We start from the raw sequence: 24,268 nt of genomic DNA on the forward strand, positions 1-24,268 counted from the left end.
GGCTACCGCTCACCCCTCGTCTACGAACAGGAGCACCGCCCAAAACCCGCAACCGAGATCCTGCTCAGTCAAGCCCCGTAGCCGTCCACAGAAACGGGGCAATCCCAGGCCTTCATGAAGCCCTCACGCTCGGAAAGCGTGCGCGCGCGCGGCACCGCGTCCATTGGGAGCCTGGCAAGTCTGTAAGCAATCCCAGCGCGCTGTGCGTCGCGCTCGCTCAAGCCTACTCGCGCGAACTCGGGCTCGATGAACACACAGTAGGGTACTATCCGGCTTCGCGTCGTGCGGCTCCCACCCTCGATGCCGCTCTTTGCGATGCGGTAGTCGTCGAGCGACACGTGGGTGAACATCGGGCTGCCGGCGGCCTCACCGAGGGCCCAGATGCCCGGTGCACGCGTGGCGAGATGCTCGTCGACCTCGATGAAGCCGTGCGCGTCGAGCGTCACCCCCGCAAGTTCGAGGCCGATTTCGCGCGTCATCGGCTCGCGTCCTGCGGCGACCAAGAGGTGAGAGCCGTTGACGCAGCGCCCATCCTCCAGCTCGACCGTGACGCTTTCCCCCGACCGGCCTGAAACCCGCGCAACGCGCGCATCAAGGGCGAGCGCGACGTTGTCTGCTTGGAATAGTCCCTGGATGGCCGAGGCGACGTCGGCGTCCTCGCGCGCGGCAAGTTGCGGCCCGCGCTCGATGATTGTGACCTCGGCACCGAGGTGCCGGAAGGCCTGCGCCATTTCCAGGCCGATGTAGCCGCCGCCGATGACGACGAGGTGAGAGGGCAGCACGTCGAGCGCGAGCGCCTCGACGTGCGTGAGCGGTACGGCTTCGCGCAGGCCAGGGATCGGTGGAATGGCGGCGCGTGTGCCAAGGTTGAGGAAGATGCGCTCGCCCGTGAGCCGGCGCGTGCCGCCCTCGCCGGCAACTTCGATGACGCGCGGCTCGACGAACCGCCCCCACCCGAGCACGAGGTCGAAGCCGCTCTCGGCAAAGGCTTTCGCATTGGCCGCGACCATGCCGGCGACGACCTCGGCTGTGCGGCCGGAGACTCGACCCATGTCGATGGAGGGGGCTTCCGACGAAACCCCGAACGCGCCGGACCGACGAACGAGCGCCGCTACGGCTGCGCTACGCACCAGGGTCTTGGTTGGGATGCAGGCAACGTTAATGCACGAGCCGCCAATCATCCCGGCTTCCACGACGGCCACGCGCCTGCCGCCGCTGGCCTGGTCCATGGCCAGGGTCTTGCCAGCTTTGCCGCCGCCCAGGATCAAGATCTCGTAGCGCTCAATCGGGACCATGGATGCCTCCCTGCGAGGTTTACTAACCCCCGTGGACGATCAGATCTGAGCCATGCCACCGTCGACCGCGATCTCGGCGCCGTTGATAAAGCCGGCCGCGTCCGAAGCGAGGAAAAGGACGGCCTCCGCGATGTCCTCCGGTCGGCCGACACGGCCTGACGGGATGTTCGTCAACAGTCCGGCCTTGACGTCTTCGGACTGCGCACCTCCGCCGAACAGGTCGTTGAGGCCTGCAGTATCGGTCACGCCCGGGCTCACGACGTTCACCCGGATGCGCCGGTCCTTCAGGTCTAGGATCCAGCTCCGCGCGAAGTTGCGGACCGCTGCCTTCGTCGCGCTGTAGACGCTGAACGCCGGGGTGCCGGTCGAGGCGGTGCTCGAGGCCATCAGCACAATGGACGCGCCGTCGCGTAGCAAAGGCAGCGCTTTCTGGACCGTGAACAGCACCCCTTTCACGTTAGTCGCGAAGGTCTGGTCGAAGTGGGCCTCGTCGATCGCCCCGAGCGGGGCGAAGCTACCGCCCCCGGCGTTGGCGACCACAACATCGATGTGGGCGTGACGCTTCTGAACCGCCTCATAGAGTCGGTCGATGTCGGCGAGGTGGCTCATGTCGGCGCGCACGCCTGTCACCTTACCGCCGATCGCCTGCACGGCGGCATCAAGCGCGTCCTGACGGCGCCCGGTGATGAACACCGAAGCACCCTCAGCAGCGAACGCCCTGGCTGTGGCAAGGCCGATCCCGCTCGTGCCGCCGGTGACCACAACCACCTTGTTCTCGAACCTGCCTTCATGATGGATCGCGGACATGGCTGCCTCCTTCGATGCACGGAAGGTAGGCAGAGCGATGCCCCGCGTTGATCTCGGCACGGCGCATTCCGATGCCCAACCGGATCAATTGAGATGTGGCTGATCCCTCTCGGGGGCCCGCCTCCCCGCATCCCGACGCAAGCTGCCGGGACGGACGCCGTACTTGCGCAAGAACGCGCGGCTAAGCGCGCCCTGCGACTGGTAGCCCACCTCGACCGCGATCTGGTCGAGCGAGGCTGACCCAGTGCGAAGCTGGTGGCGAGCCAGCCCGAGCCTCAGATCGCCCAGGAACTCCAGCGGTGCCACGCCTGCTGCCTTGCGGAAGGCGCGCACCAAGCTTGCACGCGAGGTGACCGCGAGTGTGGCCAGTTCCTCGAGCGTCCAGGCACGCACGGGATCACGTACCATCGCGCGGACCACCTGCGCCGTCACCCGCTGCCTCAGCAGTTGCAGCAGCCCCTCGGTCGGGGTCGAAGTATCAAGGTGAACACGCAGCATCATCACGAACAATGCGCTGGCGAGGTCCCGGGCGACGGCGATCGCCCCGGGACGGAGATCGGTCAGCTCCTCGCGGATGCCGTCAACGAGGGGACTGAAGCGTGCAGCGAGTGCCTTCTGACCGACGTTCAGCACGATCGTGTCGGGAAGCGCCGCGAGGACTAAACTCTGCGGCGCCCCCTCGAAGAGTAACCGGCCGCAGATCAGCTCCACGTCCGGCTCGACCCCGACGCTCGCTTTCAGCCGCAGTGAGCCCACCCGCTGGATTGCGGTTCGCGACTGGGTGACCCCGACGCCGTCCACCGCGCGCATGGTATGGGCGTCGCCGTGCGGCAGGAGCAGTATGTCGCCCGCATCGAGCCGTAGGAGGCCATTGCCCGGATGGTCGAGCAGCGAGCAGCCTTGGGTGACAATGTGAAAATACGCGTGACCGCTCGGCTCATGGTCGTGCGGGGATGCCCAGGCCCCGCCCAGTCGGCACACGTCCTCCAGCACGGGTCGGACACGTAGGAGCGGCGCCAGACCGCTCAGGGCATCGTCTTCGGCACCGTCCACCGTCGTCTCCGACATCGGCGTTCTCCGCGGCGCGATTGATCCGCGCGGTCATGATCCTGCGCCGCGTCGGCATCGCGGGCATCGGCCGTGCAGCGCACCTTCGCGGCAGGCCGAAGTGATCGTGCTCGATCCGGGCCGCGAGGAGCAATGCCTAACCGCCGCCCATATCGATCTCAGGAACCATGAGCATGAACAGTCACGAGCCCGCCCCCAAGTCCGCGAGACGATCGATGTCCCTCTCGCGCCGCGGCTTCTGCCTCTGCTGTCTCTCCGCCCCCGCGTTGGCGACCGGGAGTGGGTGGCTCTCACCCCGCGTCTCCTTCGCTCAAGCTCAGGGCATCGTCGAGACGATGCGGTCGGAGGCCGCGCGTTCGCCGATCAAGGTCCACAGGTTGCGCGACGGCGTCGCCATTCTGGAAGGCTCTGGTGGCAACGTCGCGGTGCTGACCGGGGCGGACGGGAAGGTGCTGATAGACGCAGGGATCGACCTGTCGCGCGCACAGATGCTGACGGCGCTGAACGACCTCGGCGATGCGCCGATCACCCACCTGATCAATACGCACTGGCACTTCGACCACACGGACGGCAACGCGTGGCTGAACGCGGAAGGGGCGGAGATCCTCGCCCACGCGAACACGCGCAAGCACCTCGCGAGCGCACAGCGCGTCGAGGACTGGGATCACAACTTCCCCCCGGCGGCGCCCAGCGCCTTGCCGAGACAGGTATTCTCGTCCGAGCAGGAGATCAAACTGAAGGGCCACACGCTGATGCTGAAGCACTACGGCGCCGCGCACACCGACAGCGACATCTCCGTCCGCATCGTCGAGGCCGACATCCTGCACACGGGTGACACGTTCTGGAACGGGATCTACCCTTTCATTGACTACTCGACTGGCGGCCATATCGACGGAATGATTGCCGCGACGGAGGCGAACATCGCCGCGACGACCGATCAGACGATCGTCATCCCGGGCCATGGAGCACCGGTCGCCACCCGCGCGCAACTGCAAGACTTCCGGGATATGCTGGTGGACGTTCGCACGACAGTCGCCGCCCTGAAGCGGCGAGGCTTGTCGCTTGAGGCGACGATCGCGGCGCAGCCGACTACAGCACACGACGCGAAGTGGTATCGGTCCGTCATCACACCCGCGCTGTTCACCCGTCTGGTCTACGAGGGCGTGTGATCTCTGATCCAGACGCAGGCCACCCTCAATTACCGGAAGTGCGCTGGGCCGCCTGCGTACTGCGGGAGCTAGATGATTGAGAACCTGAAGCGCCGAACACAACCCGAAGCTTCGAGAGGCTTCATACAAGTCACTCATCTTCTCACGAGGAATGATGTCATGGCTACGGTTACAACCAGAGACGGCACCGAGATTTACTACAAGGACTGGGGTCCGAAGCATGCGCAGCCGATCATGTTCCACCACGGTTGGCCCCTCTCGTCCGACGACTGGGACGCGCAGATGCTATTCTTCGTGCAGCAGGGCTACCGCGTCGTCGCGCATGACCGCCGCGGCCACGGCCGATCGGCCCAAGTTTCCGACGGCCACGACATGGACCACTACGCGGCCGATGCCGCGGCAGTGACGGAGCACCTCGACCTTCGCAACGCCATCCACATCGGTCACTCCACCGGCGGTGGCGAAGCCACACGCTATGTCGCTCGGCACGGCGAACCTAGTGGTCGAGTCGCCAAGGCGGTGCTGGTCAGTGCCGTGCCACCATTGATGCTCAAGACCGACGCAAACCCCGAGGGACTGCCGATCGCGATCTTCGACGGACTTCGCAAGGCTCTCGCCGAGAACCGGGCCCAGTTCTACCTCGATGTGGCATCCGGCCCATTCTACGGGTTCAACCGCCCAGGAGCGACGATCTCGGAAGGAACTGTTCGGAACTGGTGGCGGCAGGGCATGATGGGGTCGGCCAAGGCTCACTACGAGGGCATCAAGGCGTTCTCAGAGACGGACCAAACCGAGGACCTGAAGGCGATTGGCGTGCCGACGCTCGTGCTCCACGGCGAGGATGACCAAATCGTTCCCATCGTCGCGGCAGCACCGAAGTCAGTCAAGTTGCTTCGGAAAGGCACGCTCAAGACGTATCCGGGTTACAGCCACGGGATGCTCACAGTGCACGCTGCTGTTCTCAATGCGGAGATCCTCGCTTTTGTGAAGGGGTGAGAGCTGCCGTACGGCGCGGAGTGGATGTTCGCTGTTCACTCCGTGCGATGCCCGGCCTACGATCCACCCCGAGCCCGTAAATTAGTTTGCTGCGCTATACGGATTACTCTCGAATGCAAAACTTTCGAAAGATCGCATGCGAACCGGTGGGGTAGCATCGCGCATGGCTGCATTCACTTGGTGCCTGCTTGACGTTATCATAGCCGCAGAAGCAGCCTTTCCGCTTGAGGACAAAACGGTCGCGTGCGCTAACTAGACTGCTGGCAAGCAGACTCCCCGAATGTCTGTAATGGGTGGAAAGCGGCGGTTCGCCGGATGAACGCCGAGTGGCTAGATCGCCTCAGGAGCGGACCGAGCGCTTAATTTCGTCAGAAATCCGGTGGCTCGGATCAACTCAAGCAGCGAGCCAATTTCGCTGCTCGCTCTTCCGCCACGTCCGCCGTCCCGCCTGCTTGGCCACGTACAGAGCGTCGTCGGCGGCCCGCGCCAGCGCTTCCGGACCCTGCCCAACGTCGAACGCTAGCCCAATGCTCGCCCCGACATCGGTGATACAACTCTCACCGAAGCGGTAGGGGCGTTGCAGCGTACGGACGAGACACTCCGCCATGAACTCGGACTGAGTCGGATCACTGGCTTCGGAGACAACGACAGCGAATTCATCACCGCCTAGTCTGGCGACCATGGCACTCGCGGCTACATCTCGCAATCGATCCGCCGCCTGGCGGAGGACGGCGTCTCCGGCAGCGTGCCCGAGCCTATCGTTGACGGCCTTAAACCCGTCGAGATCGATGCAAAGGAGCGCGGACGTGCCGGGCGCAGCGCACGCGGAAGCAAGGGCGACGTCGAAAGCGGCTCGATTTGGTAGACCCGTGAGTGGATCGTGACGCGCCAAGTGCTCGGCGCGAGCAATTGCGGCAGCGAGGGCAGCCTCAACACGCTTAAGTGCGGTAATATCAGTTCGCACACCAACGATGCCGCCGCCCGCCATGCGTTTCTCAGACACGAGAAGCCACGATCCGTCGGGCATTCGTCTCTCGAAGACTTGGCCGCCTAGGCGATGATCCTCGATCGTCTTACGGACGAAATCTTCATGGTCGACCGCGTCGACGTACTGTCCTGCGCGTACTCCCGCCCGGATGACGTCCTCGAACCGTGCACCGGGACGGATGGCGTCTGTGCTCAGATTGTAGGCGCGGACGAACTCGGCGTCGTGCATGACGAGGCGGTCGTCGGCGTCCCACGCCACGAAGCCGCCGGGGAGTGCCTCAATGATTTCTCTTAAGAGAGCTCGTTCCCAATCAACACGTCTTCTGCGACCGCACTCGCGTACAAGAAAGACGGCCATAGTAAAAGCCGATATCGCCATGACAATCGCAAAATATACGCTTGCGGACATGTCGAACCTCAATACAAATAGAATCTTATCTGACGATTTTCATTAATCTACTAGCATATAACGCGTTAAAAATTAGAAACAACAACGGAAGAAGCAATGGCTCTTTGCGCGATGGTTACCAATTTTTTTCCAGATTGTTTTTAGAATGTTTCATAAAAACGCACCAACCTAGTACAGGATGATACCATCCCGCAGCGTCATGTTTCTATGACGAGCTGGACCTCTCAATATTCCAGGTTCAATGTCTGCGAAGAGTCGGGAGCGGCGGTTCGCCTTTATGGAACCAACGTCGGTCCGTAGCGCATTGCGAAGGTTCGATGGTTATTCACCGGGCAGCCGCCTCCCACCCTAATCGGTATCTGACGCTCACGCCGAGCGTAGCTGATTGACGTCGACGATCCGCCCCGCCTCGTACGCTGCACGTGCATAGGTAGATATCGGATGCGTGGGCAGGAATGAGGTATCCCGCTCCAAGCCGATCGCGAGACCTGCGCTCACCTCCTCGATCTCGGCGAGGCTCACATAGCCGAGTTCGGGCTCGCCGAAGCCAAGGTCGCACAGCCCGTAGAGGGTGTCGCCGTCGGCCTCCATCGCGCAGATCAACCACGTGGCAGGCCCCGCGGGGTTGAACAACTTGAGCACCGGGTGGTGATCGCCGTCGCGATCCCGGCCGTTGGCCAGCAGCAGTTCACGGGTGGCGGCATCGATCAGGCGCATGGGGGTCTCCTCGCTCAAGGCGCAAGGAAGCCGTGCAGCCTTTGGCAAGGAAGCGCGAGCTTGGAGGGCGGATCAACTGCATCCGTAAAACATCATAAAACAAACATTCTGTGATATTTCCGCCTAAGCTACTGATCCCATTGAGCGCACCTGCGTGCTCGCCCTCACGCGGGCCTGGAAATATCATACTTTCCAGCGAAACAGCTTCAAGTATGAGGTTTCAGTGAAGCAAGCGCGGGTACCCACAGAGGCGGAGTTCAAGCGCCTCACTGCGGTGGTGAGCCAAGGGCGCTACGGCCCGCGCAATCGGATGGCTCTCATGCTTAGCTATCTGGCAGGGCTTCGTGTGGGCGAGATCGCTTCCCTCCGCTGGTGCGACCTCCTCAACGGTGAGGGCAAGGTACGGGAGCAGCTGCGGCTCAGCGCGGCAGTCACAAAGGGCGGGCACGCCCGCGTGGTGTTCCTCAATGCCCGGCTGCGACGCGAGATCGAGCAGTTCCGGTCCTCCCTACCCTCCTCCCCTCTCCGCGAGCAGCCGGTGCTCGTGACGCAGAAGCGAGCGGCGTTCAGCGCTAATACCCTCTGTCAGCTCATGCGGGGCTGGTACGATCAGGCAGGCCTCGACGGCGGATCCAGCCATAGCGGTCGCCGATGGTTCATCACACGCCTTGCACACGCGGGCATCTCGCCCAAAGCCATCATGATGCTGGCCGGCCACCGACACTTATCGACCACCCAGCGCTACATTTACGTAAACGATGAGATCATGCGCTTGGCTGTCGAAGTTCTATAATTATATACTTGGATTTATGACGTGTATTTTAAATTTATTACCTACATATCCATGCTGTGACAGCAAGTACATTTTAACGGCTAGCGCTTCCATTCCAAAGCGGCCAATGCTATCCATCAGGCCGTGCTGAAAAGATATCCACTTAATTCGGTATCGATCGCAAATCTAACGAATTCGGTGCATGCAGGGCAATAAGATGCAAGCCAACCCGTTGAATGTGCAGTTTGTTGACCACCGGGTAATCAAGAAAGCCCAAGATCTAGACGAAAGACTTAAGAGCGAAATCAAGATCAAAAACGATCCTCACAAACTCAAGTCGGCAGCATTCGTCTGCGTTGTTGCCGGCGTCGCTCTCGACCTGTCAGATGACGAAGCTTTAGACGGGTTGGTAGAAGGCGGGGGCGATTTCGGAATTGATGCAATATTTCGCACGACGCCAGTAGATGGCGAATTTCGTGTGACCGTCGTTCAAGGTAAATATAAGCAGACGCTAGAGGGAGACGCTAATTTTCCCGAGAGCGGCGTCACTAAGCTAATCGAAGCTATAAGGATACTTTTTAATCCCAACTCAGCCTTTACTGCCAATGAGCGCCTTAAGAAACGCATCGAAGAAATCCGCTCATTCATTGCGGAAGGCGACTATCCTAAAATTCGGGCAATTCTTTGCAATAATGGTGTTAAATGGAACAATGAGGCTCAACAGCGCATTGATGCTGCTGGTTTTGGCGATCTTGTGGAATGGGAGCATGTTGGCCCGGACGAGTTGCGCCACTTGATGAGACCGAAAGTTGCAGTTGATGCTCAATTGCAGTTATCTGGCAAATCAATCGTTGAGGATCATCCCTTCATGCGAGCTATGATAGGCCGCATGTCGGTGATAGAACTTGCAAATATTTTTAAAAAACATGGCGATGCACTACTCGAAAGAAATATTCGCCGGTATCTTGGACTTTCGGGGCGGGTTAACGAGGAAATCGCTGCGACATTGAGAGATGAGCAACAAAGACCAAGATTTTACTTCTATAATAATGGAGTGACTATTATATGTAATAAATTTAGCTATAACGGATTTGCCGACCGTGATCAACTTGTCACGTTGAAATCAGTGCAGATCGTGAATGGGGGGCAGACCTCTAGAACAATTCTTCACATGCTCGAGGAAGTTGGTCCCGCTATCAAAGATGCTCACGTCCTTGTTCGGATTTATGAGCTCCCAGAGGATGATGAAGAATTAGTTCAGAAAATTACTCGCGCAACTAACAATCAAAACCCTGTCGATCTCAAAGATCTAAAATCAAATGACAATCTTCAGAAAAATCTTGAAGAAATGATATCTTCCTTGGGATATAGCTATAGAAGAAAGAGAACAGACGGGGTTTCCGCCACCGAGATAACCAATACGACGGTGGCGGAAGCTGTTCTAGCAGTGTGGCGCCAGCGTCCTCACCAAGCAAGATTTATGACAACCGAACATTTTGGTAAGCTCTATGACCAAATATTTACTAACGACTTAAATGGTACTCAAGCGATATTAGCTGTTCTAATCTTGCGAATCGCCGAAAATAAACGGAAGCGGCCACCGGAGGGGGCGCCCGACTATCTACAATATGGCTCTAGATTTGTTGCAATGCTCATGGGGATATATCTACTCAACGATCTCAAAATCAATCTTAAGCACTTAAATCATCAAAAATTTCAACAAGCTCGCGCACTTGTTGACGAAAAAGGTGAAATTTATTTTCAAAAATCGCTTAATCAACTAGGCTTGGCGATAAAAAATATCTGCGGAGATCAAGAACTAAGCCTACAAAAGCTTTCAGCAACTTTCAGACGAGGCGATCTAGTATCCGAATTGATTGGACATGAACTCGTTGTGGGGGATTAGTTAACTTTACTGCTTGGCGTGAGTTTCTCAAGAATCCTCACGCCAAGCAGTAATATATTATTGGAGCCAACCAACTACAAACGGGTCCAATCGGGCCGAAGTCTGTCCACGACGCGTTCCAGACGCACCTGCCCATAGTGCTTGTCGATCATGGCGAGTGACGTGCGGCAGTTTCGGGCCACATCAAGCACCTCAGAGCCGTTGGCCAGCTGCTCGCTGATGTAGAAGTGCCGGAGCGAGTACGGCGTGCGTTTGATTCCGCGGTGGTCTCGCTCCAAGCCGGCTGCCTTCAGCAGTTCGGTGAAGCCGTTGGCCACCGACGTGATGCGCTTGCCCATTTCGCTCGCGAACACCGGATCGGCATCCACGGGCTCACGGCCCATGGCACGCTCGAACAGCATCCACAGGGTGTCGAACCACGGGATCGCCGCCTTCTGTGGGATCGCCTTGCCGCTCTTGCCCTTGCCTCGCACCTGCAATCGGATGTCGCGCTGATCCACGGGCTTGCCCCGGCCTGCTCGGTAACCGAGCACATCGCCCCACGTGAGATTGTACATCTCCGTGGGCCGGAGACCCGAGAACGCGCCGATCATCACGTACGCGTGCAGCAGCGTGCGATCGCGCCGCGTGTGGTCATCCAGTCGCTTGATGCGCCAGCGCCGCTTGTCGCTGGCCTCCACGAGCGCACCCGTACCGTCCATGATGGGGTCCACCAGCCGGCTGAGGCTGATCTTCTGCAGGTGGGCGAACTCATGCGGCTCGAAGCTGGGTCGCCGGTTGTCGGGCGTACGCCGGGCCTTGATGCTGACCTCGGGCGGCGTCTTCAGGTAGCCCTGCCGTGAGGCCCAGCGTAGCAGCTGCCGGAGCACCACCAACTCGCCCCTCTGGCGGCTCAGAGAGGGCGCAGAGCGCCGTACGGGCCGGCGTAGCCGGTGGCCTCCCCTCTCGTACTCGATGTGCGTGACAAGCTTGCCTGGGCCCTCGGTCCAGTAGGTGCGCCGCCACTCCGCATAGCGCTCCAGGTCGGCCTCACTGACCGCATCCACGGGTTTCTGGCCGAAGTACCCCACGAAGTACCGGCGGATCACCGCGGGCTCGCTCTTGCCCTGGTCGGCCCGGCGTTCGCCCCGCTCCACCTCGCGCAGGATCTGCGCGATGTACTCCTCAGCCACACTCTCGAACGTATGGGCGCGGGCGGTGAGCCCCTGCTGAGCCCGATAGGTCGCTTCGTACCAGATGGCCTCAGCCCGGTGCTGCGCCTCGCGGAGATCGTCGGTGTCCAGGGAACGCTTGAGCTGCCCCTGCCCGCGGATGCTGAAGCGCATCTGCCACTTGGCGCTGCCCTTGCGCTGGAACAGCTGGAAGCGTTCGTCGGGGACGTTGCCAGGGGGTCTCAAGGGGCGGCCCTGTCTGGTTACTGCGGTGCATATGACTGCGCTAGGAGTGCGCTAGAGTGCTTTCTGACCCCCCAGCAAACCGTTACGGGAGCAGGGCAATTTTTTGGGCTGCGCTAGCACTGAGCTAGGAAATATTGCCGTTCTGGCGCAAGGGCAAGGCAATTAAAAACCCCGCTAAGTGCTTAGCGGGGTTGAAAAACTTTGGTAGCGGAGGAGGGATTTGAACCCCCGACACAAGGATTATGATTTCTCGTGTTGAGGGTTTTGGCCGCTGTTCGAAACCTTTTCGGGCGGATCCGCACGCACCCCGGAACCACGATACAGGGGGATTTCGCGTGTTCAATCAAGGATCTGGCAAGGGGACCTTGGTATCGGTGGGGGTGAGCCCGGGCGGCGATCCGCCCGAATGCCTCCGCCCGAGTTCCGCCCGAGAGCGCCGCATGCCCGTGAAGCTCAACGAGACGCTGGTCAAGAAGGCGCTCGCCGATGTCGAGGCCAAGGCCAAGGCGTACGATCTGATCGACGCCGCGTGCCCTGGCCTGCTGCTGCGCGTCGGCCCGAAGGGGGCCCGGTTCGCGTACAAGTACGAGACCGGGCACAAGACGTACCGGCTCACGTTCGGCAGCCCCGAGCAGATCCGCCTCTCCGACGCGCGGCTGATCGCCAGCGACGCGCGGCGCCGGCTGACGAACGGCCTCGGCCGCCCCGACGAGAGGTGGCTGATCGCCAAGCTGCGCGACATGGGCAAGCTGCCGCCCAAGCCGCCGAAGCGGGAGCCCGACCCAGCCGAGATCGAGCAGACCCAAGACCTCCTCCGGCCAGGGGAGTGGACCTGGGAAGAGGCCCGGGCCGCGTTCCTCGCCGAGGTCGCGCGCACGCGGCGGCCGGCGACGCACACGGACTACCGCAAGCTCCTCGGGTCGCCCGAGCTGGCCGTGTTCGAGGGGCGGCGGGTCCGGCGCGTGACGATCGACGACCTGGCGAGCGTCGTCCACTCGATCCACGCCTCGGGCCGGGAGCGCCATGCCGAGCACCTGGCGAGCGTCCTGCGGCCGATGTGGAGCTTCCTGTCCCGGCATGAGCACCGCAAGACGAGCGGAGTGGAGGCAGGAATCCCGGGCCTGCGCGCGCCGGAACGGACGCCGGGCGACAGGCCTCGCGCGAACGGGAAGATCCCCGGCGGCTACACCGCCAAGCCCCACGAGATCGGTCGGATCCTGGCGATCGCCCGGTCGGGCGTGCTGGAGCCGACGGTCGCGGCGGCCCTGCAGCTGCTCGTTCTGACGGGGCAGCGGCGGCGCCCGATCGTGGAGGCCCTCGTCGAGGACCTGGTCCCGTGGGAGGAGACGCCAGGCTGGGGCGTGTGGAGCATGGGCCCCAGCCACCGGAAGACGGCGGCGAAGAGGGGCGACAAGCACCGGCATGCGATCCCGCTACCGACAGCCCTGTGGGAGCTTGTCCAGGCGCAAGCCGCCCGCGCGGCCGAGGTCGGCAGTCCGTTCCTGTTCCCCCAGGTCCGCACGGCCCGGCAGGGGGACGAGGGCGGCGGCCATCTCTCCGATGCGGCCCTCAACCACCGCCTGCTCGATATGGGCGTCATGGCTTCGCCGCACGACCTGCGCCGCGGTCTCGCGACCGTGTGTCAGCGCGTGCTCCGGATCCCGCGCGACACCGTAAAGATGATCCTCGACCACAACGAGGGCGTTCGCTCCGATGACGTGCTTGAGCGCCACTACACGGAGGACGACCGCCTGGACCTGAAGCAGCCCCTGATGGCGCGATGGGTCGCATGGGCCGACGAGCAGGCGACGGCGGCCGCGTCGACGCTGCCCTCGATCGAGGCGCTGGGGACAGAGCTCGCCCGCCGGCGCCGGGAGCGCGAGCTCGCCGGCAAGGGTAAGCGGACCAAGCCGGATGGGTCCGAGAGCTGCGAGGACAGCAAACCCGAGGCCGAGGCTCTCGCCGCGTAGCCCAGGGAAAACCCCGATCCGCTGGCCCTCCCCTCTTGCGAGGAGGGCGGAAACGACCGAGTCTCCCCTGATGCGACACCTCCTCCTCGATCCGAAACGCCGCCTGGCCTGAGCCAGCCACCAGCCGCCGGGATCCCCCGTGCGGCCTGCGTTCTCCAGTTCGAGGGGGCCTGCCCCGATGAAGACCTATTTCACGAGCGATACCCACTTCGGCCACGCCGGCATCCTGTCGTCGAGGATGAACAAGCCCCGGCCGTTCGCCTCGATTGAGGCGCACGACGAAGCCCTCATCGCCGCCTGGAACAACCGCGTTCGACCCGACGACGAGGTCTGGCATTTAGGCGACTTCGCCTATGGCGCGTCGGCCGCCCACTGCCGGGCGGTGTTCGCCAGGCTGAACGGGCGCAAGCACCTGATCAGGGGCAATCACGACGCGTCCAGGACGACCTCGTTGCCGTGGTATAGCCAACACGAACGCGCCGAGCCCGTAGTGGAGGGGCGCCGCTTAGTCTTGGATCACTATGCCCAAAGGACTTGGAACGGGCTGCATAAGGGCGCCTTGCACTTGTACGGCCACTCCCACGGCAGCCTGCCGGGGTGCGGGCAGAGCCTGGACGTCGGGGTCGACTGCTGGGACTGGCGGCCGGTCCGCTTGGCGGAGATCTTGGAGGCGATGGCCGCCGACGCTGCCCGGGCCGGCGCCCCGGCGGTGGTCGCCGCCCTGGCCGAGGCGGCCTGATCCGTGCCGTGCTAGGCCTCCTCGCGCTCACGCTTCAGCTTCCGGCGCTTCAGCGTGAGTTCGCTCGGCGGGTCGATCACGCCCTCGAAGCGCGCCATCAGGGCCCGCTCCACGCCTGGCACGTCGATCCCCGGCGCAGGGGCCACGCCGGCCCTGAGCTCGCGCTCGCGGGCAGCCGTGACGATGATCCGCCTCAGGCTTGGTGACGGCGGGGTCATGACGTCGATCCCGCACTGCTGGAAGAACCGCGCGACATTCTCGGCACGAGCCAGCCTACGCTTCAGGAGCCGTCCAGTTGAACCGTCGTCCTCGTTGAAAGATCGCCAGATTTCGTGGGCGCAATAAGCGATCGCGGCATCTCGCGTGCGCCAGAAGAACAGTCCTGAGCCAACGAAGCCATCGCTGTCGGGCATCGTGACGTGCCCATGCCGAGACCGAGCGTCCACGTCCCTGTCGTCCGCGTAGCGCACGAGAGCGGCCCAGCCGAGCCGGTTCTCCATGACCTCGACGTCGGCGACGGCGCCCGCGCCAGCCGGGCGCAGGATCGCTCGCTCGGGCGCCCGCCCGCCCGCCAACCACGCATCCCAGCGCTGCATGGCCGCGTCGCCGGAGGGCCCCCAGACGGGCTCGTGGGCGGCGTAGTGCTCGACCTCGGCGAGCTCCTCGGGCGTGAGGGCGACGGGAGAAGGCGCCGCCTCAGGGACGGGCTGGCTCGCCGCGATCTCGGGAAGCTCGCGCGGCGGCGCCTTCATCTCCCAGGGCGCCGCGCCAAGTATATCCCAGACGGTGATCTGGTCTGGGTGGTGATATATCTTAGCCACGGCGACTTCCGTTCTTGAGAAATTGAGCCAGGAATCCCGCGTGCTTCGCGTCGGACGCGAGCTGCTTGGATCGCTCCTGCAGTAAGCTCGCGAGTACGGGGGCGACCCATGGCGGGATCGGGCGGTCTCCGACTGCCCACCGCCTCACGAGGCGGGGATCGATGCGCTCCCGCGCGCCCTCGGGGTGATAGGGGCCGAGAAGCGACGCCATTGGGAGCTTCCAGTCAGGCCCAAGCAGGAGGCGACCGGCCTGGTCGAGGGTCTCCGGATCCATCAAGCGGCGTCCCGCGCGAGCTCGGCGTCGACCCAAGCGAGGTCGAGCCCGATGTCCGCGAGCTGCCACACCAGGGAGGAAGCCTGCTCGGTATCGTTGACGGCGGCGCGGAGGCGGGCCGCGCAGTCGGCATGCTGCTGCAGGACGTGGGCGCGGTAGCCTTCGAGGCTGCCGAAATCTGCCTCGACGCCTTGGCGGCGGATGGAACGCATGGGGAGGCTCCGGGGATCGGGGGGATGGGGAAGGCCGGGGGTCGGACCCGGCCCGGCATGGTCAGCGAAGGCGCAAGATGTCGGTAACCGCCGCGCGGACGGCCTTCCCACCGTCGCGGTGGCCGGCGTCGTAGCCCCGCGCGTGCGCGTCGAGGATCCAGAGAACCGCGGTCCGGCCGAGCCCGTAAGGGAAGCTAAACGCGGGCTCGTCCTCGCCATCTCGACAGGCGTTGATGGCGAGAAAACCGCATTTCGGGCGGAGGGTGTAATCGCGGTGTCCGAGGTCTCCGATGGTCTCGATGTCGACGTACCCGGCGAGCAGGTTCTGATCCTCGTTGACCTTTTGCTTGGCTGACCAGATCTCGTTCGTGAGGTCCGCCCCTCTGGCAGCGCGATCCAGAAGGGCCTGGAGGCGCGCCGCGCTCTTGCCGACGAGCGCACGTGACCGGTCGATATCGGACAGCTCAGGGTCCGGCTGCGACGGCGCCGGGCAGGCGTCGATCAATTCCTGCAGGAGAGCGACGATCTCGTCGTTAGGGCGATCCCCGAAGTGGATGGGGGCGATGGTCGCGGTGTCGGTGGTGGCGTGGGCATTCATGGGAGGCGATCCTGTGAAGGGGGCGATGTGTGGATTTGGCCGGGGGTCGGACCCGGCCGAGGCGGCTCAGGTCAGCTCGACCTCGACACCATCGATCTCCACGAGCGTGGCCCAGCCGTCGCCCTTGCGCATGTTGCCGACGAGGGGGAGTTCGCTCCACGTGCCGTCTGCGTTGAGCCGCTTGACCCACCCGCGGGTCGACTTGCGAAGGGTGCCGACCGGCAGCGAGATCCGGACGCGCGTCTCGCTGTTGCGCTCCCAGGCCTTTGCGTAGGAGGCGTGCTTGTCGACGTAGGCAGCCCGCGAGAGGATCACCGCCCCGTCGGCCTGGTCGGCCCGCACGCCGGGCAGGAACCCGCCCTTGCCGTCGGGCAGGAACAGGATCTGGTAGTAGGTCCCGCCCCGCATCCGCGAGTTGAAATCGTTCGCGACGGCCGAGATCTCGACCGTGTGCCGGACCAGCTCAACCGGGGCGACCTCGGGCTCGCGCAGAACCGCGCCGGCGTTGGCCTGCTGAAGCTGAGCCCGCTGCGGGACCATAGCAGGCGCCGTCGCGGCGGGCGGGATTACGGTGATGACCGCGTCGCGATCCCGGTCGGCCGGTCCGTAGAAGTCCTGGAGCCCTCCGCCCGACAGGAAGCCGCCGTGGCCGAGGGCATATAGCGCGGCCATGGCGTTATGCTGCTTCGCGAACTCGAACGGGAACACCTCGACGCGAGCCTGGCCCGCCTCGTCGTTCCACCGCTTCACGATGCGGTACTTGTCGGGGGAGGCGGTGCAATCCTGCACCGGCTGAGCGGCCGCCGTCTTTGCGGCACCCCACGCGGCCTTCATCGCGGCGCCGATGTGCTGGCGAACGCCCTGGCCGGCGGCGGCCGCGGCTGCGCGCGCGGCGGTCCAGGCGGAGCGAAGGATGGCTGCGCGGTCGTAGGAGGATTTCTTAGTCATGGTCGGGTTTCCCGCGAATCGGTCGGCAGCGCCAACCAGTCCCTAATAGTAGGGACTGAGATGGTGAGATCCTAGGGGCGAAGTTGCCGCACCCGGGGGTGTCAGCGGAGGCTCAAGCGGACCGCCCCGCGGCGGAGTTCAGTGTGCCGGGCGTGAGCGCGCTCGAAGTGGCGCTGGAGCTCCTCCCGCAGTGCGATCGCCTCGGCGAGGAGCGGGTGATCCGCGAAGCGAAGGTGCGTCACGAGGACCAGCCGGGCCGCACATCCTGCGCACCCCGAGGCGAGCAGCCCCCAGTGGCGCTCCTCGTCCTCGGCGGCCAGGCGGCCCTTGAACTCGGGCACCCGTCGAGCCTCTGCGGCCTGCTCGCGGGCGGCGATCACGGCCTGGGCGAAGTCGTCCACCACCCGGCGCGACCCTCCAGCAACCTCGGGGGCGGCAGGCTCGGCCAGCGCGGGTGAAAAGGGCGCGGAGGGGCGGCCTCCTCGCCGCCCAAGACTGCTGCAGGGGCCGGGGGCTGCTCGCCGCGGAGGATCGCAAGCGCCGCGGGATGGATCGCCTCGACGCCGTGGTGCGCGCGGACGTAGTCGCGCACGACGGCCACGGGCACGCCGACGTGCCGGGCTTCCAGCCCGATTTCGCCGCCGACCGATTCGTATGCCCCAAGCCCGGAGGTCGCCCGCAGGCCGTCCCGGGCTAGGGCGGTCACGACGAGGGCGCCGTCGCGCGCCTCGACGCGGATGCCGGTGCCATCCCGGCAGATGATGCAGTTCGGCTTTGGATGCTTCACAACAGGGCCTCCAGCGCGGCGGTGTCGTCCTCGGGGATCTCCGCATGCGGCGACTGCGCGGCTCGCTCCGCGGCCCGGCGCCGGGGGCGGCCCATCGCGCAGCATTGCTCGTGCTTCAGGGCGCGGATCCAATCCGTCACGGCATGTCGGTCGATCTCAGCGGCGTGATGGGCCTTGCGCACGACGCCCGCGCACGCATCGAGACGGGTGCCCACGGTCCAGGCGGGCGCGGGCCCCCGCGTGCTCCACCGCTCCGGGACGACAGTGTCCGGGTCGTAGCGGAGCGTGCTCTCCACGAGCCGCGCGATCTCCGGATCCGCCTTCGCGCGAGCTTTGCGGTCGAGCGTAGCCCGCAGCTTCGCGAGCGCTTCCTCTTTCCGATCCCGGGCGGCCTGCTCGGACGGGGGGAGCCCGCGGACCTGGACGGCCTGCTTCCTGTGCCCGGTCCCCTCCACGACCCAGCGCATCTCACGATGAAGCAATCGCCAGCCCCGCTCACCGTCTGGGCCGGCTTGCTCCTCAATGATGCCCAGTCGCAGGGCGTGATGGATGAGATTGCCCGCATCCCCCCAAGTTCTCGGTTGATCAGGCGTGCCTTTGTACTTCGTGAAGCGCGCTTGCATCCAATCGGAGTAGCGCTCGACGATCTTCCCACGGGGGAGCCAATCGTCAAACTCCCACACACAGAGCGTGTCTCCATTCACATAGGCGTTCCAGCACGTCTCCGTCTGATACCCGCCGGTGATGACGGCCGCGTCGAAAGTGGCCGGAAACGAGGGAGCGATAGCGGTCTCAGCCACAAGCGCGCTCCTCGATGACGATGGCCCGGCGCGCCCCGACGGCCGCCATCACGGGCGCCGTCGGCCGGCGAGCGCCGGACAGCGTGCTCGACAGGTCGCCCTCGTTCAGCCGGTGCCGGCGAGCGAACTCGGCCTGCGAGCCGGCCTCTCGGACGCCGTCGCGGACGAGTGCGACGACTTCCTCAGTAGAGACTACACACGCGCGGGGGCGCGCCTCCTCAAGATCTTCTTCGGGAATGGGGATCTCCAGTGCCACCTCGGCGAGGTGCAGAAGAGAATGGCCCTTGAGTTTGGGATTTGCAACATGGCAAACTGCAAACGCGCCAAGAAAAAAACGTTACAAAAAACCTGTCACATTTCTCGACGCTGCCTGATGTGCAGAAACACAACGGATTTTGCACATATCAAATCCCTGGACGCTGGAGTTCCTCTGTGGCGACCCCCTACAACGAGCCTCCCCTTCCCCTCGGCCTGGCGTGGATCGATCGCGGTCCGCACCGTCGCTACGGGCACACGATGAAGCTGTGGATAGCCGAGGGCGACCCCGCCGGCTTCTCCGCCCTGTGGCGCTCCCACAAGAGCCAGCTTGAGCACGTCGGCTACTCGTGGACGGGGCTCCTCGGCCCTCTCGTGCCATGCTTCCGGGGGCTGCCGGAGCCCGCAGACGCCGAGGCCATCAGGGGCGAGGTCGAGGCAGCCCTCACGGCAGTCGCCGTCGAGCGCGCCGAGCGGGCCCGGATCGCTGCCGAGATCGAGGCCGCGGAGCTCGCCCGGGTCGCGGTCGACGCCGCACCGATTCGTACGGCCCTCACGCGCCTCGTGGCCGATCGGCCGTGGCTCTGCGGCCGCAACCTAGCCGAGGCGCGCTAGCTCATTGAGGAGGCGTCCTGGCAGGCCTGGCAGATGCGAGCCGCCGAGCGGCTGATCGCGAATGCGGAGGCGAGCGACGCCCGTGCCGAGGCGCGGATCCGGCGTGGGCCCCGGTCGCCGCAGTGCTTCGAACTCGCCCAGGACCCGGCGGTGCGCGCCGCCGCGCTGCAGGCCTGCAGGCTCCTGAGCGAGCGAGACACCGACTGGGCGGCGATCCGGAACTCGCAGGGTTGGAGCCAGACGACGACGTGGGCCGGACACGCCCTTTCGGAGCGCAAGGAACTCACCGTGGCTGAAGCTGCGTACACGCTTGAGCTGCTCTTCCAGCACCGGCGACAGCTGACCGATTCGTTGCGTCTCGCGCTCTGGGGACAGGCCGAAAAGACGCCCGAGCCCGAGCTCGCCCTCTAGGCGAGTTTGCAGGTTGCAAAGCCGAGGTCTTGAATTCTGACATGGCCGGGCGAGACCCGGCCCCCACCACACGGACGCGGGGACGGACGATGGCGAAGATCTTCAAGCAGATGGAGGCGGCCCGCCGCCTCGCGGAATTCCTGATGGCCCTGGCGCGCGCGATCGCCCGCTTCGTGCGCAAGCTGTTCGGCATCGCCGACGAGGCGGGCGATCTGCTCGCCGGGGATGCCCACTCCGCCTGGCACGCCGCGAAGGCGGTGAACGAGGGCGTCGGCAAGGGGCTCGACGCCGTCGTCGGCAAGCCCGGCCTCGCGCTCGCCCGCACCGCCGGAGGCGCGCTCCTCGGGACCGCCACCGGCATCGGCCGCGTCCTCGGCGCTGCCCTCCCGCAGCGGCCGGCGAGCCCGTCGCAGCTGGCCGCCCAGGTCGCCGCGGCGGACACCGCCCGCACGCGCAACGACGGCCCGGCCTACTCGCCTGCCCCGCAGCGCTCCCCCGTGGCGGATCTCTCCCTTCCGGCGCTCGTACGCCGGTACGCCGGGGACGGCCTCCGCGAGAACGGTACGATGCTCGTCACGACGCTCCACGCGCAGCGCCCGCTCCCGCCAGAGACGGCCGCCTGGCTAGAGGCCCTGGAGCCCGCCGCCCGCATGCGTGTCGCGATCGCCGATCCCACGGCCATCGAGCGCCATCTGAGCGCCAGAGGCCCGGCCGACCTCCTCCCGGGCGTCCCCCCGTGCCCGAAGGCCCCCGACCTGAAGGGCGCCCTCGCCGCGGCGCGGGCCAGCTTCCGGGCTGAGAGCGCGGCGATCGCGGCGGGTGCCACGCCTGCTCCCACAGAGCCCGAGGCCCGCCCGGAAAAGCGCCCTTTCGACGGTCTGGACGGCGCTGATCTCGGCGCCGTCGCCTACTCCCGCTGAGAGACCCCCGAAACGCGAAGGGCCGCCGGAGGGGATCCGGCGGCCCTTTTCTATGGGCAGTCCCCTTCAGATCAGGCCGGCCCGCCGGGCGTAAGCGACGGCCTCCCGCTCCAAGGAGGCGATCTCGATCCGGGCCGCGGCCAACTCGCGACGCAAGCGGGCGTTCTCAGCATCCAGGGCGGCGGCGGCGTCGACCGCCTGCTCCTCGATGGCGCGGCTCTCGTCCAATCGGATCTGGAGATCCGCGACCGCGCAGATGCCATCCCGACGGCGACGAGCTTCGGCTTCCCGGTAGCTCGCGATCGACAGCTGCAGGCCGGTGAAGACCGTCATCCCGCGCATGGCGACATCGGCCGAGATGTGGGCGGCATGGTGCGTCATCGGGGGCCTCCGGGGGATCGGTGTGTCCCCAACATGTGCCTGGCCGACGTCCCGCCGCAAGTCCTCGAATTCGCGTTTCATCGGCTATCCCTGGCCGCGGGTTAACGCGTGACAGCGAGAAGTCGACTTTTGGGCCAAGACGTCTTCTCCCCCCGTTACTCCTAGGGTTTGCAACGAGGAAGTCGAACTCTGCAACGCGGGGCTCAGGATGCCGTACGAGACGCTTTCGGGGGCACGAGGACGCGCTTCCGGATCGCCTCGACGACCGCCTCGCGGCTGTACTTCGGCTTCGACGGATCCAGCTCGTGAGCCGCGTAGGAGCGGCTCATCGCCAGGTCCCGGGCGTACCGGAGCAGTTCTGTCGGATCGATCCGCCGAGAGGTGGCGATCTTGGGGTCGCACATGAACAGCCTCAGGGCGTCCACCAGCGCGCGCTCGATGGCGGTCGGATCCGGGACGCCCGCGTCACGCTGGCGCTCCCGTTGCTCGGCTTTGCGCCGGGCGGCCTCGCGGCGCTCGAAGGCGGTCTGCTGCCGCGGCGACCGGGCGTACCGGTGGACGGGGAGGTATTCCAAATCGGTGGGGATCACGATTGTCATGCCCACAGCATGTGACCGGGTCACGCAAGCCACAACGACACTGTCACACTTTTCTGAACGGCCGTGAGTTGAGAGGAACTTAAGTCGAGTGCACGGCGACGCGACAGCGTGTCGACATGGGTTGCCGGGTGCATGAGGGGGCCCGACCCTCCCCCCCATGAAGCTGGAACTCGAATTCGATGTGAGCGCCTACGAGGCGCAGGCCGAAGCGGTCGTCGAGCGGGCGATCGCCCCCGCGATCGTGGATGCCCTCAATGCGGCGGCGCGCGCGGCCCGCCTGCGGATCATCGAGGCGATGCCCGCCTTCCTCGACCGCCCGACCCCATTCACGACGATAGGGGGCGGGATGTTCCCGGCGACCGTGGACCCGGCGAGCGACCGCGACCCGGCCGCCCTCGTGCGGCTGATGCCGCAGCAGGCCAACTACATGCAGTACGCCGTCTTCGGCGGCGAGCGCGGCCCGGGCGACTACGCCTCGACGGCCCTCGGTCCGCTGGTGCCGGGGCCGGATGCACGCCTGGACGCATACGGAAATCTCCCCCGCGAATACGTCGACGAGGTGCTCGCGGACGGCGCGGCTTGGGTGGAGCTCAAGCCGGGCGAGCCGCCCGCGCTGGTGCGGGGGACCGGCGGCTGCCTGGAGATCCTGGGTCTACCGGAAGCCCTCAACCTGTCGGGATAGGTACGGCGCCTCAAGCGCGGCGGTCTCCTCGGCAGTGAGGCCGAGGGAGAGTGCCGCGACCGCGTCGGTGAGGTGCTGCGGTTTCGACGCACCTATGATCGGCGCCGTGATGCAGTGTGCCAAGGGGATTCTGGCGGATGGCGGTCGAGCCGGGGCCCCTGAGCGCTGCCGTGCGGTCCAGCGCCGGACGATGTCGTAGCCGCCCGTGAAGCCCTGCGCGCACAACTCGCGATGGAGAACGGTGGCGCTGCGCCACTCCGTCGGCGTGCAGCGCCAGTACTGCGGTCAGCTCGGCAAAAAGGCGAACTGCCAGGCGCTGGTGTCGCTGACGCTAGCCCGGGGCGAGGTTCCAATCCCGGTGGCGCTGCGGTTGTTCCTGCCCGACAGCTGGGTGGACGATCCGGTTCGGCGACGCACGGCAGGCATGCCCGACGACGTCTCCGGTCGGCCCAAATGGCAGATCGCCCTCGACGAGGTCGACCGGCTACGCGACCAGGGCGTGCGCTTTGGATGCGTGCTGGGCGACGCCGAGTACGGCAAGGTGGCTGCCTTCCGCCACGCCCTCGACGCCCGAGGCCTGTGCTGGGCGCTGGGCCTGCCGCCGACCCAGAAGGTGTTTGCCGCCGACGTCACGACGGCCATGCCCGCGCCCACCAGGGCGGGAGCGGCCATCAAGGCGCGCTGGAGTTGCGAGCAGGCGCACCAGCAGCTCAAGGAGGAACTCGGCCTCGACCACTTCGAGGCTCGCTCCTGGATCGGGCTGCACAACCATGCACTCCTCTGCCAGATCGCGTTCGCCTTCCTGCAGAGCCTCCGGGTCGGGGAAAAAAAGGTGCGGGTCACAGGCGCCCGGCCCGCCGCCTCGGCCGACGCTGCCCGAGGTCAGGCGCCGTGTGGCCGCCGCGCTCCTCGTGCATCTCACTCGGTGTCCGCACTGCCGCCGGCCAACCCTCATCCACATGCTGCTATGAACATGGCAGAGTAGTGCTAAGAGCCTGCCCCCGCGAAGGCGGGGGTCGCTCGTGTCCAGCTCTTCCACTCGCGCATGCTGTTCGTGCGGGCCTATCCGCGCGAGAGCCAGGAGATGGTCTCGACGCCCACGACCGGGCATTCGCCTTCTTACGCGGCACCTGCCAGCGGGGCATCTACGACAACATGGAGACCGCGGTCGAGACGATCTTCGTCGGGCGCGAGGGCGCCTACAACCGCCGCTTCCTGCAGATGTGCTCGCACTATCTCGTCGAGCCCGTGGCCTGCATGCCCGCGTCAGGCTAGGGGAAGAGGCAGGTCGAGAACCAAGTCGGGCTGGTGCGCACGAGCGCCTGTTCACTCCGCGCGTTCGCTGGCCGCCGCATGCAGGGACGAGAGCAGGCCGAGCGCTACAAGCATCATCAGCCTGATGACGGCGGAGAACAGCAACTCCCGCGTGTACTACCACTGGCCATGCTTCTCGAACACCTCGTCGATTCAGCCGGTTGGCAGCGCGTGTTCCAGGGCCGTGCGGGCCATCAGACTCGTCGGCGCAGACTTCTCGAGCCGTTCGATGACGGTAGACCAGAGCGGATCGGCCCCCCTGCAATGCTTCAGGCATTGCAGGGATGTAATTACGAGATCTGCACCTTAGTGTCCGTCGTCAGATGATTTGAGACAGGCTGCGGGCCTCAGGAACGGAGGCACTGGTCCACCTGGGTTGAGAAGTTAGGCAGCCTGCGCGTGGTGGCGCAAGCGGCGGT

At 65.1% G+C, this 24,268-nt stretch carries 26 protein-coding genes and 3 pseudogenes; 12 read left to right on the plus strand and 17 right to left on the minus strand.

All coding sequences use genetic code 11. From position 1 onward, the window contains the following. Positions 1 to 68: 68 nt before the first annotated feature. The 3 genes from HPY23_RS14695 to HPY23_RS14705 all read right to left on the minus strand — a co-directional run bounded on the left by HPY23_RS14695 (position 69) and on the right by HPY23_RS14705 (position 3,170). Positions 69 to 1,295: an FAD-dependent oxidoreductase gene (locus HPY23_RS14695; protein WP_200601719.1), complete on the minus strand. Its 1,227-nt coding sequence runs from the start codon at positions 1,293 to 1,295 to the stop codon at positions 69 to 71. A 39-nt stretch (positions 1,296 to 1,334) separates the two neighbouring features. After that, the gene (locus HPY23_RS14700; RefSeq protein WP_200601718.1) at positions 1,335 to 2,102 is read right to left on the minus strand and encodes an SDR family NAD(P)-dependent oxidoreductase; all 768 of its coding nucleotides are present in this window, start codon (positions 2,100 to 2,102) and stop codon (positions 1,335 to 1,337) included. An 84-nt stretch (positions 2,103 to 2,186) separates the two neighbouring features. Continuing rightward, entirely contained in the window at positions 2,187 to 3,170 is a 984-nt protein-coding gene (locus tag HPY23_RS14705) for a cupin domain-containing protein (RefSeq protein WP_200601717.1), read from the minus strand. 215 nt (positions 3,171 to 3,385) lie between these two features. Here HPY23_RS14705 and HPY23_RS14710 point away from each other — a divergent pair, with 215 nt between their 5' ends. After that, positions 3,386 to 4,339: an MBL fold metallo-hydrolase gene (locus HPY23_RS14710; protein ID WP_236012614.1), complete on the plus strand. Its 954-nt coding sequence runs from the start codon at positions 3,386 to 3,388 to the stop codon at positions 4,337 to 4,339. 159 nt (positions 4,340 to 4,498) lie between these two features. Continuing rightward, positions 4,499 to 5,335, plus strand: a complete 837-nt coding sequence (locus HPY23_RS14715; RefSeq protein ID WP_200601715.1) for an alpha/beta fold hydrolase — start codon at positions 4,499 to 4,501, stop codon at positions 5,333 to 5,335. Between the two features lie 394 nt (positions 5,336 to 5,729). Here HPY23_RS14715 and HPY23_RS14720 read toward each other — a convergent pair whose 3' ends face one another. Both HPY23_RS14720 and HPY23_RS14725 read right to left on the minus strand, forming a co-directional pair. Further along, complete coding sequence (locus tag HPY23_RS14720) at positions 5,730 to 6,731, minus strand: sensor domain-containing diguanylate cyclase (protein WP_200601714.1); 1,002 nt, start codon at positions 6,729 to 6,731, stop codon at positions 5,730 to 5,732. A 366-nt stretch (positions 6,732 to 7,097) separates the two neighbouring features. Continuing rightward, positions 7,098 to 7,448: a DUF2958 domain-containing protein gene (locus HPY23_RS14725; protein WP_200601713.1), complete on the minus strand. Its 351-nt coding sequence runs from the start codon at positions 7,446 to 7,448 to the stop codon at positions 7,098 to 7,100. A gap of 154 nt (positions 7,449 to 7,602) precedes the next feature. Here HPY23_RS14725 and HPY23_RS14730 point away from each other — a divergent pair, with 154 nt between their 5' ends. Both HPY23_RS14730 and HPY23_RS14735 read left to right on the plus strand, forming a co-directional pair. Further along, positions 7,603 to 8,241 (plus strand): tyrosine-type recombinase/integrase, encoded by a 639-nt coding sequence (locus HPY23_RS14730; RefSeq protein WP_289052450.1) that lies wholly within the window; start codon positions 7,603 to 7,605, stop codon positions 8,239 to 8,241. Between the two features lie 181 nt (positions 8,242 to 8,422). After that, on the plus strand, positions 8,423 to 10,126 hold the full coding sequence (locus tag HPY23_RS14735) for an AIPR family protein (protein ID WP_200601712.1): 1,704 nt from the start codon (positions 8,423 to 8,425) through the stop codon (positions 10,124 to 10,126). A gap of 74 nt (positions 10,127 to 10,200) precedes the next feature. On the opposite strand, the gene HPY23_RS14740 is transcribed toward HPY23_RS14735, so the two are convergent. Continuing rightward, the gene (locus HPY23_RS14740) at positions 10,201 to 11,451 is read right to left on the minus strand and encodes a tyrosine-type recombinase/integrase (protein WP_236012613.1); all 1,251 of its coding nucleotides are present in this window, start codon (positions 11,449 to 11,451) and stop codon (positions 10,201 to 10,203) included. Positions 11,452 to 11,963: 512 nt separating this feature from the next. Between HPY23_RS14740 and HPY23_RS14745 the strand changes: the two genes are divergently transcribed. Both HPY23_RS14745 and HPY23_RS14750 read left to right on the plus strand, forming a co-directional pair. Further along, positions 11,964 to 13,493 carry an integrase family protein gene (locus HPY23_RS14745; RefSeq protein WP_200601710.1) on the plus strand — a complete coding sequence of 510 codons (1,530 nt, stop codon included), beginning with the start codon at positions 11,964 to 11,966 and terminating at the stop codon, positions 13,491 to 13,493. Positions 13,494 to 13,671: 178 nt separating this feature from the next. Beyond that, positions 13,672 to 14,232: a metallophosphoesterase gene (locus tag HPY23_RS14750; protein ID WP_200601709.1), complete on the plus strand. Its 561-nt coding sequence runs from the start codon at positions 13,672 to 13,674 to the stop codon at positions 14,230 to 14,232. 11 nt (positions 14,233 to 14,243) lie between these two features. Here HPY23_RS14750 and HPY23_RS14755 read toward each other — a convergent pair whose 3' ends face one another. The 8 genes from HPY23_RS14755 to HPY23_RS14790 all read right to left on the minus strand — a co-directional run bounded on the left by HPY23_RS14755 (position 14,244) and on the right by HPY23_RS14790 (position 18,928). Beyond that, on the minus strand, positions 14,244 to 15,053 hold the full coding sequence (locus HPY23_RS14755; RefSeq protein WP_200649637.1) for a hypothetical protein: 810 nt from the start codon (positions 15,051 to 15,053) through the stop codon (positions 14,244 to 14,246). Between the two features lie 273 nt (positions 15,054 to 15,326). Next, complete coding sequence (locus HPY23_RS14760) at positions 15,327 to 15,539, minus strand: hypothetical protein (protein WP_200601707.1); 213 nt, start codon at positions 15,537 to 15,539, stop codon at positions 15,327 to 15,329. 61 nt (positions 15,540 to 15,600) lie between these two features. After that, positions 15,601 to 16,137, minus strand: coding sequence for a hypothetical protein (locus HPY23_RS14765; protein WP_200601706.1), 537 nt, complete (start codon positions 16,135 to 16,137; stop codon positions 15,601 to 15,603). A 66-nt stretch (positions 16,138 to 16,203) separates the two neighbouring features. After that, entirely contained in the window at positions 16,204 to 17,085 is an 882-nt protein-coding gene (locus tag HPY23_RS14770; protein WP_200601704.1) for a hypothetical protein, read from the minus strand. 101 nt (positions 17,086 to 17,186) lie between these two features. Beyond that, positions 17,187 to 17,489, minus strand: coding sequence for a hypothetical protein (locus tag HPY23_RS14775; protein ID WP_200601703.1), 303 nt, complete (start codon positions 17,487 to 17,489; stop codon positions 17,187 to 17,189). Next, positions 17,462 to 17,872, minus strand: a complete 411-nt coding sequence (locus HPY23_RS14780; protein ID WP_200601702.1) for a hypothetical protein — start codon at positions 17,870 to 17,872, stop codon at positions 17,462 to 17,464. The genes HPY23_RS14775 and HPY23_RS14780 overlap by 28 nt, the downstream gene beginning before the upstream one ends. Further along, positions 17,869 to 18,672 carry a hypothetical protein gene (locus tag HPY23_RS14785; RefSeq protein WP_200601701.1) on the minus strand — a complete coding sequence of 268 codons (804 nt, stop codon included), beginning with the start codon at positions 18,670 to 18,672 and terminating at the stop codon, positions 17,869 to 17,871. Before HPY23_RS14785 ends, HPY23_RS14780 begins: the two co-directional genes overlap by 4 nt. After that, the gene (locus HPY23_RS14790) at positions 18,665 to 18,928 is read right to left on the minus strand and encodes a hypothetical protein (protein WP_200601700.1); all 264 of its coding nucleotides are present in this window, start codon (positions 18,926 to 18,928) and stop codon (positions 18,665 to 18,667) included. The genes HPY23_RS14785 and HPY23_RS14790 overlap by 8 nt, the downstream gene beginning before the upstream one ends. Before the next feature lie 260 nt (positions 18,929 to 19,188). Here HPY23_RS14790 and HPY23_RS14795 point away from each other — a divergent pair, with 260 nt between their 5' ends. From HPY23_RS14795 to HPY23_RS14805, 3 genes are all read left to right on the plus strand, one after another. Then, the gene (locus HPY23_RS14795; protein WP_200601699.1) at positions 19,189 to 19,542 is read left to right on the plus strand and encodes a hypothetical protein; all 354 of its coding nucleotides are present in this window, start codon (positions 19,189 to 19,191) and stop codon (positions 19,540 to 19,542) included. 33 nt (positions 19,543 to 19,575) lie between these two features. After that, on the plus strand, positions 19,576 to 19,953 hold the full coding sequence (locus tag HPY23_RS14800) for a hypothetical protein (protein ID WP_200601698.1): 378 nt from the start codon (positions 19,576 to 19,578) through the stop codon (positions 19,951 to 19,953). A gap of 89 nt (positions 19,954 to 20,042) precedes the next feature. Next, a complete protein-coding gene (locus tag HPY23_RS14805; RefSeq protein WP_200601697.1) occupies positions 20,043 to 20,873 on the plus strand; it encodes a hypothetical protein in 831 nt (276 codons plus the stop codon). Between the two features lie 66 nt (positions 20,874 to 20,939). Here HPY23_RS14805 and HPY23_RS14810 read toward each other — a convergent pair whose 3' ends face one another. Both HPY23_RS14810 and HPY23_RS14815 read right to left on the minus strand, forming a co-directional pair. Continuing rightward, a complete protein-coding gene (locus HPY23_RS14810; RefSeq protein ID WP_200601695.1) occupies positions 20,940 to 21,335 on the minus strand; it encodes a hypothetical protein in 396 nt (131 codons plus the stop codon). Positions 21,336 to 21,457: 122 nt separating this feature from the next. After that, positions 21,458 to 21,853: a hypothetical protein gene (locus HPY23_RS14815; protein WP_210344388.1), complete on the minus strand. Its 396-nt coding sequence runs from the start codon at positions 21,851 to 21,853 to the stop codon at positions 21,458 to 21,460. A 157-nt stretch (positions 21,854 to 22,010) separates the two neighbouring features. Between HPY23_RS14815 and HPY23_RS14820 the strand changes: the two genes are divergently transcribed. After that, positions 22,011 to 22,535, plus strand: coding sequence for a hypothetical protein (locus tag HPY23_RS14820; RefSeq protein WP_200601692.1), 525 nt, complete (start codon positions 22,011 to 22,013; stop codon positions 22,533 to 22,535). Here the strand turns inward: HPY23_RS14820 and HPY23_RS33095 are convergent. Further along, positions 22,506 to 22,646, minus strand: a pseudogene (locus HPY23_RS33095) (aldo/keto reductase); the annotation flags it as partial. The gene HPY23_RS14820 and the pseudogene HPY23_RS33095 overlap by 30 nt on opposite strands. 145 nt (positions 22,647 to 22,791) lie before the next feature. Between HPY23_RS33095 and HPY23_RS14825 the strand changes: the two are divergent. Together HPY23_RS14825 and HPY23_RS14830 are read left to right on the plus strand one after the other, a co-directional pair. Then, positions 22,792 to 23,520, plus strand: a pseudogene (locus HPY23_RS14825) (IS701 family transposase); the annotation flags it as partial. A 30-nt stretch (positions 23,521 to 23,550) separates the two neighbouring features. Continuing rightward, positions 23,551 to 23,878, plus strand: a pseudogene (locus HPY23_RS14830) (IS21 family transposase); the annotation flags it as partial. Positions 23,879 to 24,268 lie beyond the last annotated feature (390 nt).

Origin of the sequence: Methylobacterium ajmalii (assembly GCF_016613415.1) — a bacterium.
Lineage (GTDB): Bacteria > Pseudomonadota > Alphaproteobacteria > Rhizobiales > Beijerinckiaceae > Methylobacterium > Methylobacterium ajmalii.

Excerpts from the sequence above, each read along its gene's own strand:
- HPY23_RS14795 (WP_200601699.1), top strand. The coding sequence starts at position 19,189 with ATGAAGCTGTGGATAGCCGAGGGCGACCCCGCCGGCTTCTCCGCCCTG.
- HPY23_RS14805 (WP_200601697.1), top strand. The coding sequence starts at position 20,043 with ATGGCGAAGATCTTCAAGCAGATGGAGGCGGCCCGCCGCCTCGCGGAA.
- HPY23_RS14810 (WP_200601695.1), bottom strand. The coding sequence starts at position 21,335 with ATGAAACGCGAATTCGAGGACTTGCGGCGGGACGTCGGCCAGGCACAT.
- HPY23_RS14710 (WP_236012614.1), top strand. The coding sequence starts at position 3,386 with ATGTCCCTCTCGCGCCGCGGCTTCTGCCTCTGCTGTCTCTCCGCCCCC.
- HPY23_RS14735 (WP_200601712.1), top strand. The coding sequence starts at position 8,423 with ATGCAGGGCAATAAGATGCAAGCCAACCCGTTGAATGTGCAGTTTGTT.
- HPY23_RS14715 (WP_200601715.1), top strand. The coding sequence starts at position 4,499 with ATGGCTACGGTTACAACCAGAGACGGCACCGAGATTTACTACAAGGAC.
- HPY23_RS14705 (WP_200601717.1), bottom strand. The coding sequence starts at position 3,170 with ATGTCGGAGACGACGGTGGACGGTGCCGAAGACGATGCCCTGAGCGGT.
- HPY23_RS14770 (WP_200601704.1), bottom strand. The coding sequence starts at position 17,085 with ATGACTAAGAAATCCTCCTACGACCGCGCAGCCATCCTTCGCTCCGCC.
- HPY23_RS14720 (WP_200601714.1), bottom strand. The coding sequence starts at position 6,731 with ATGTCCGCAAGCGTATATTTTGCGATTGTCATGGCGATATCGGCTTTT.
- HPY23_RS14745 (WP_200601710.1), top strand. The coding sequence starts at position 11,964 with ATGCCCGTGAAGCTCAACGAGACGCTGGTCAAGAAGGCGCTCGCCGAT.
- HPY23_RS14695 (WP_200601719.1), bottom strand. The coding sequence starts at position 1,295 with ATGGTCCCGATTGAGCGCTACGAGATCTTGATCCTGGGCGGCGGCAAA.
- HPY23_RS14725 (WP_200601713.1), bottom strand. The coding sequence starts at position 7,448 with ATGCGCCTGATCGATGCCGCCACCCGTGAACTGCTGCTGGCCAACGGC.
- HPY23_RS14700 (WP_200601718.1), bottom strand. The coding sequence starts at position 2,102 with ATGTCCGCGATCCATCATGAAGGCAGGTTCGAGAACAAGGTGGTTGTG.
- HPY23_RS14760 (WP_200601707.1), bottom strand. The coding sequence starts at position 15,539 with ATGCGTTCCATCCGCCGCCAAGGCGTCGAGGCAGATTTCGGCAGCCTC.
- HPY23_RS14740 (WP_236012613.1), bottom strand. The coding sequence starts at position 11,451 with ATGCGCTTCAGCATCCGCGGGCAGGGGCAGCTCAAGCGTTCCCTGGAC.
- HPY23_RS14765 (WP_200601706.1), bottom strand. The coding sequence starts at position 16,137 with ATGAATGCCCACGCCACCACCGACACCGCGACCATCGCCCCCATCCAC.
- HPY23_RS14815 (WP_210344388.1), bottom strand. The coding sequence starts at position 21,853 with ATGACAATCGTGATCCCCACCGATTTGGAATACCTCCCCGTCCACCGG.
- HPY23_RS14820 (WP_200601692.1), top strand. The coding sequence starts at position 22,011 with ATGAAGCTGGAACTCGAATTCGATGTGAGCGCCTACGAGGCGCAGGCC.
- HPY23_RS14800 (WP_200601698.1), top strand. The coding sequence starts at position 19,576 with ATGCGAGCCGCCGAGCGGCTGATCGCGAATGCGGAGGCGAGCGACGCC.
- HPY23_RS14750 (WP_200601709.1), top strand. The coding sequence starts at position 13,672 with ATGAAGACCTATTTCACGAGCGATACCCACTTCGGCCACGCCGGCATC.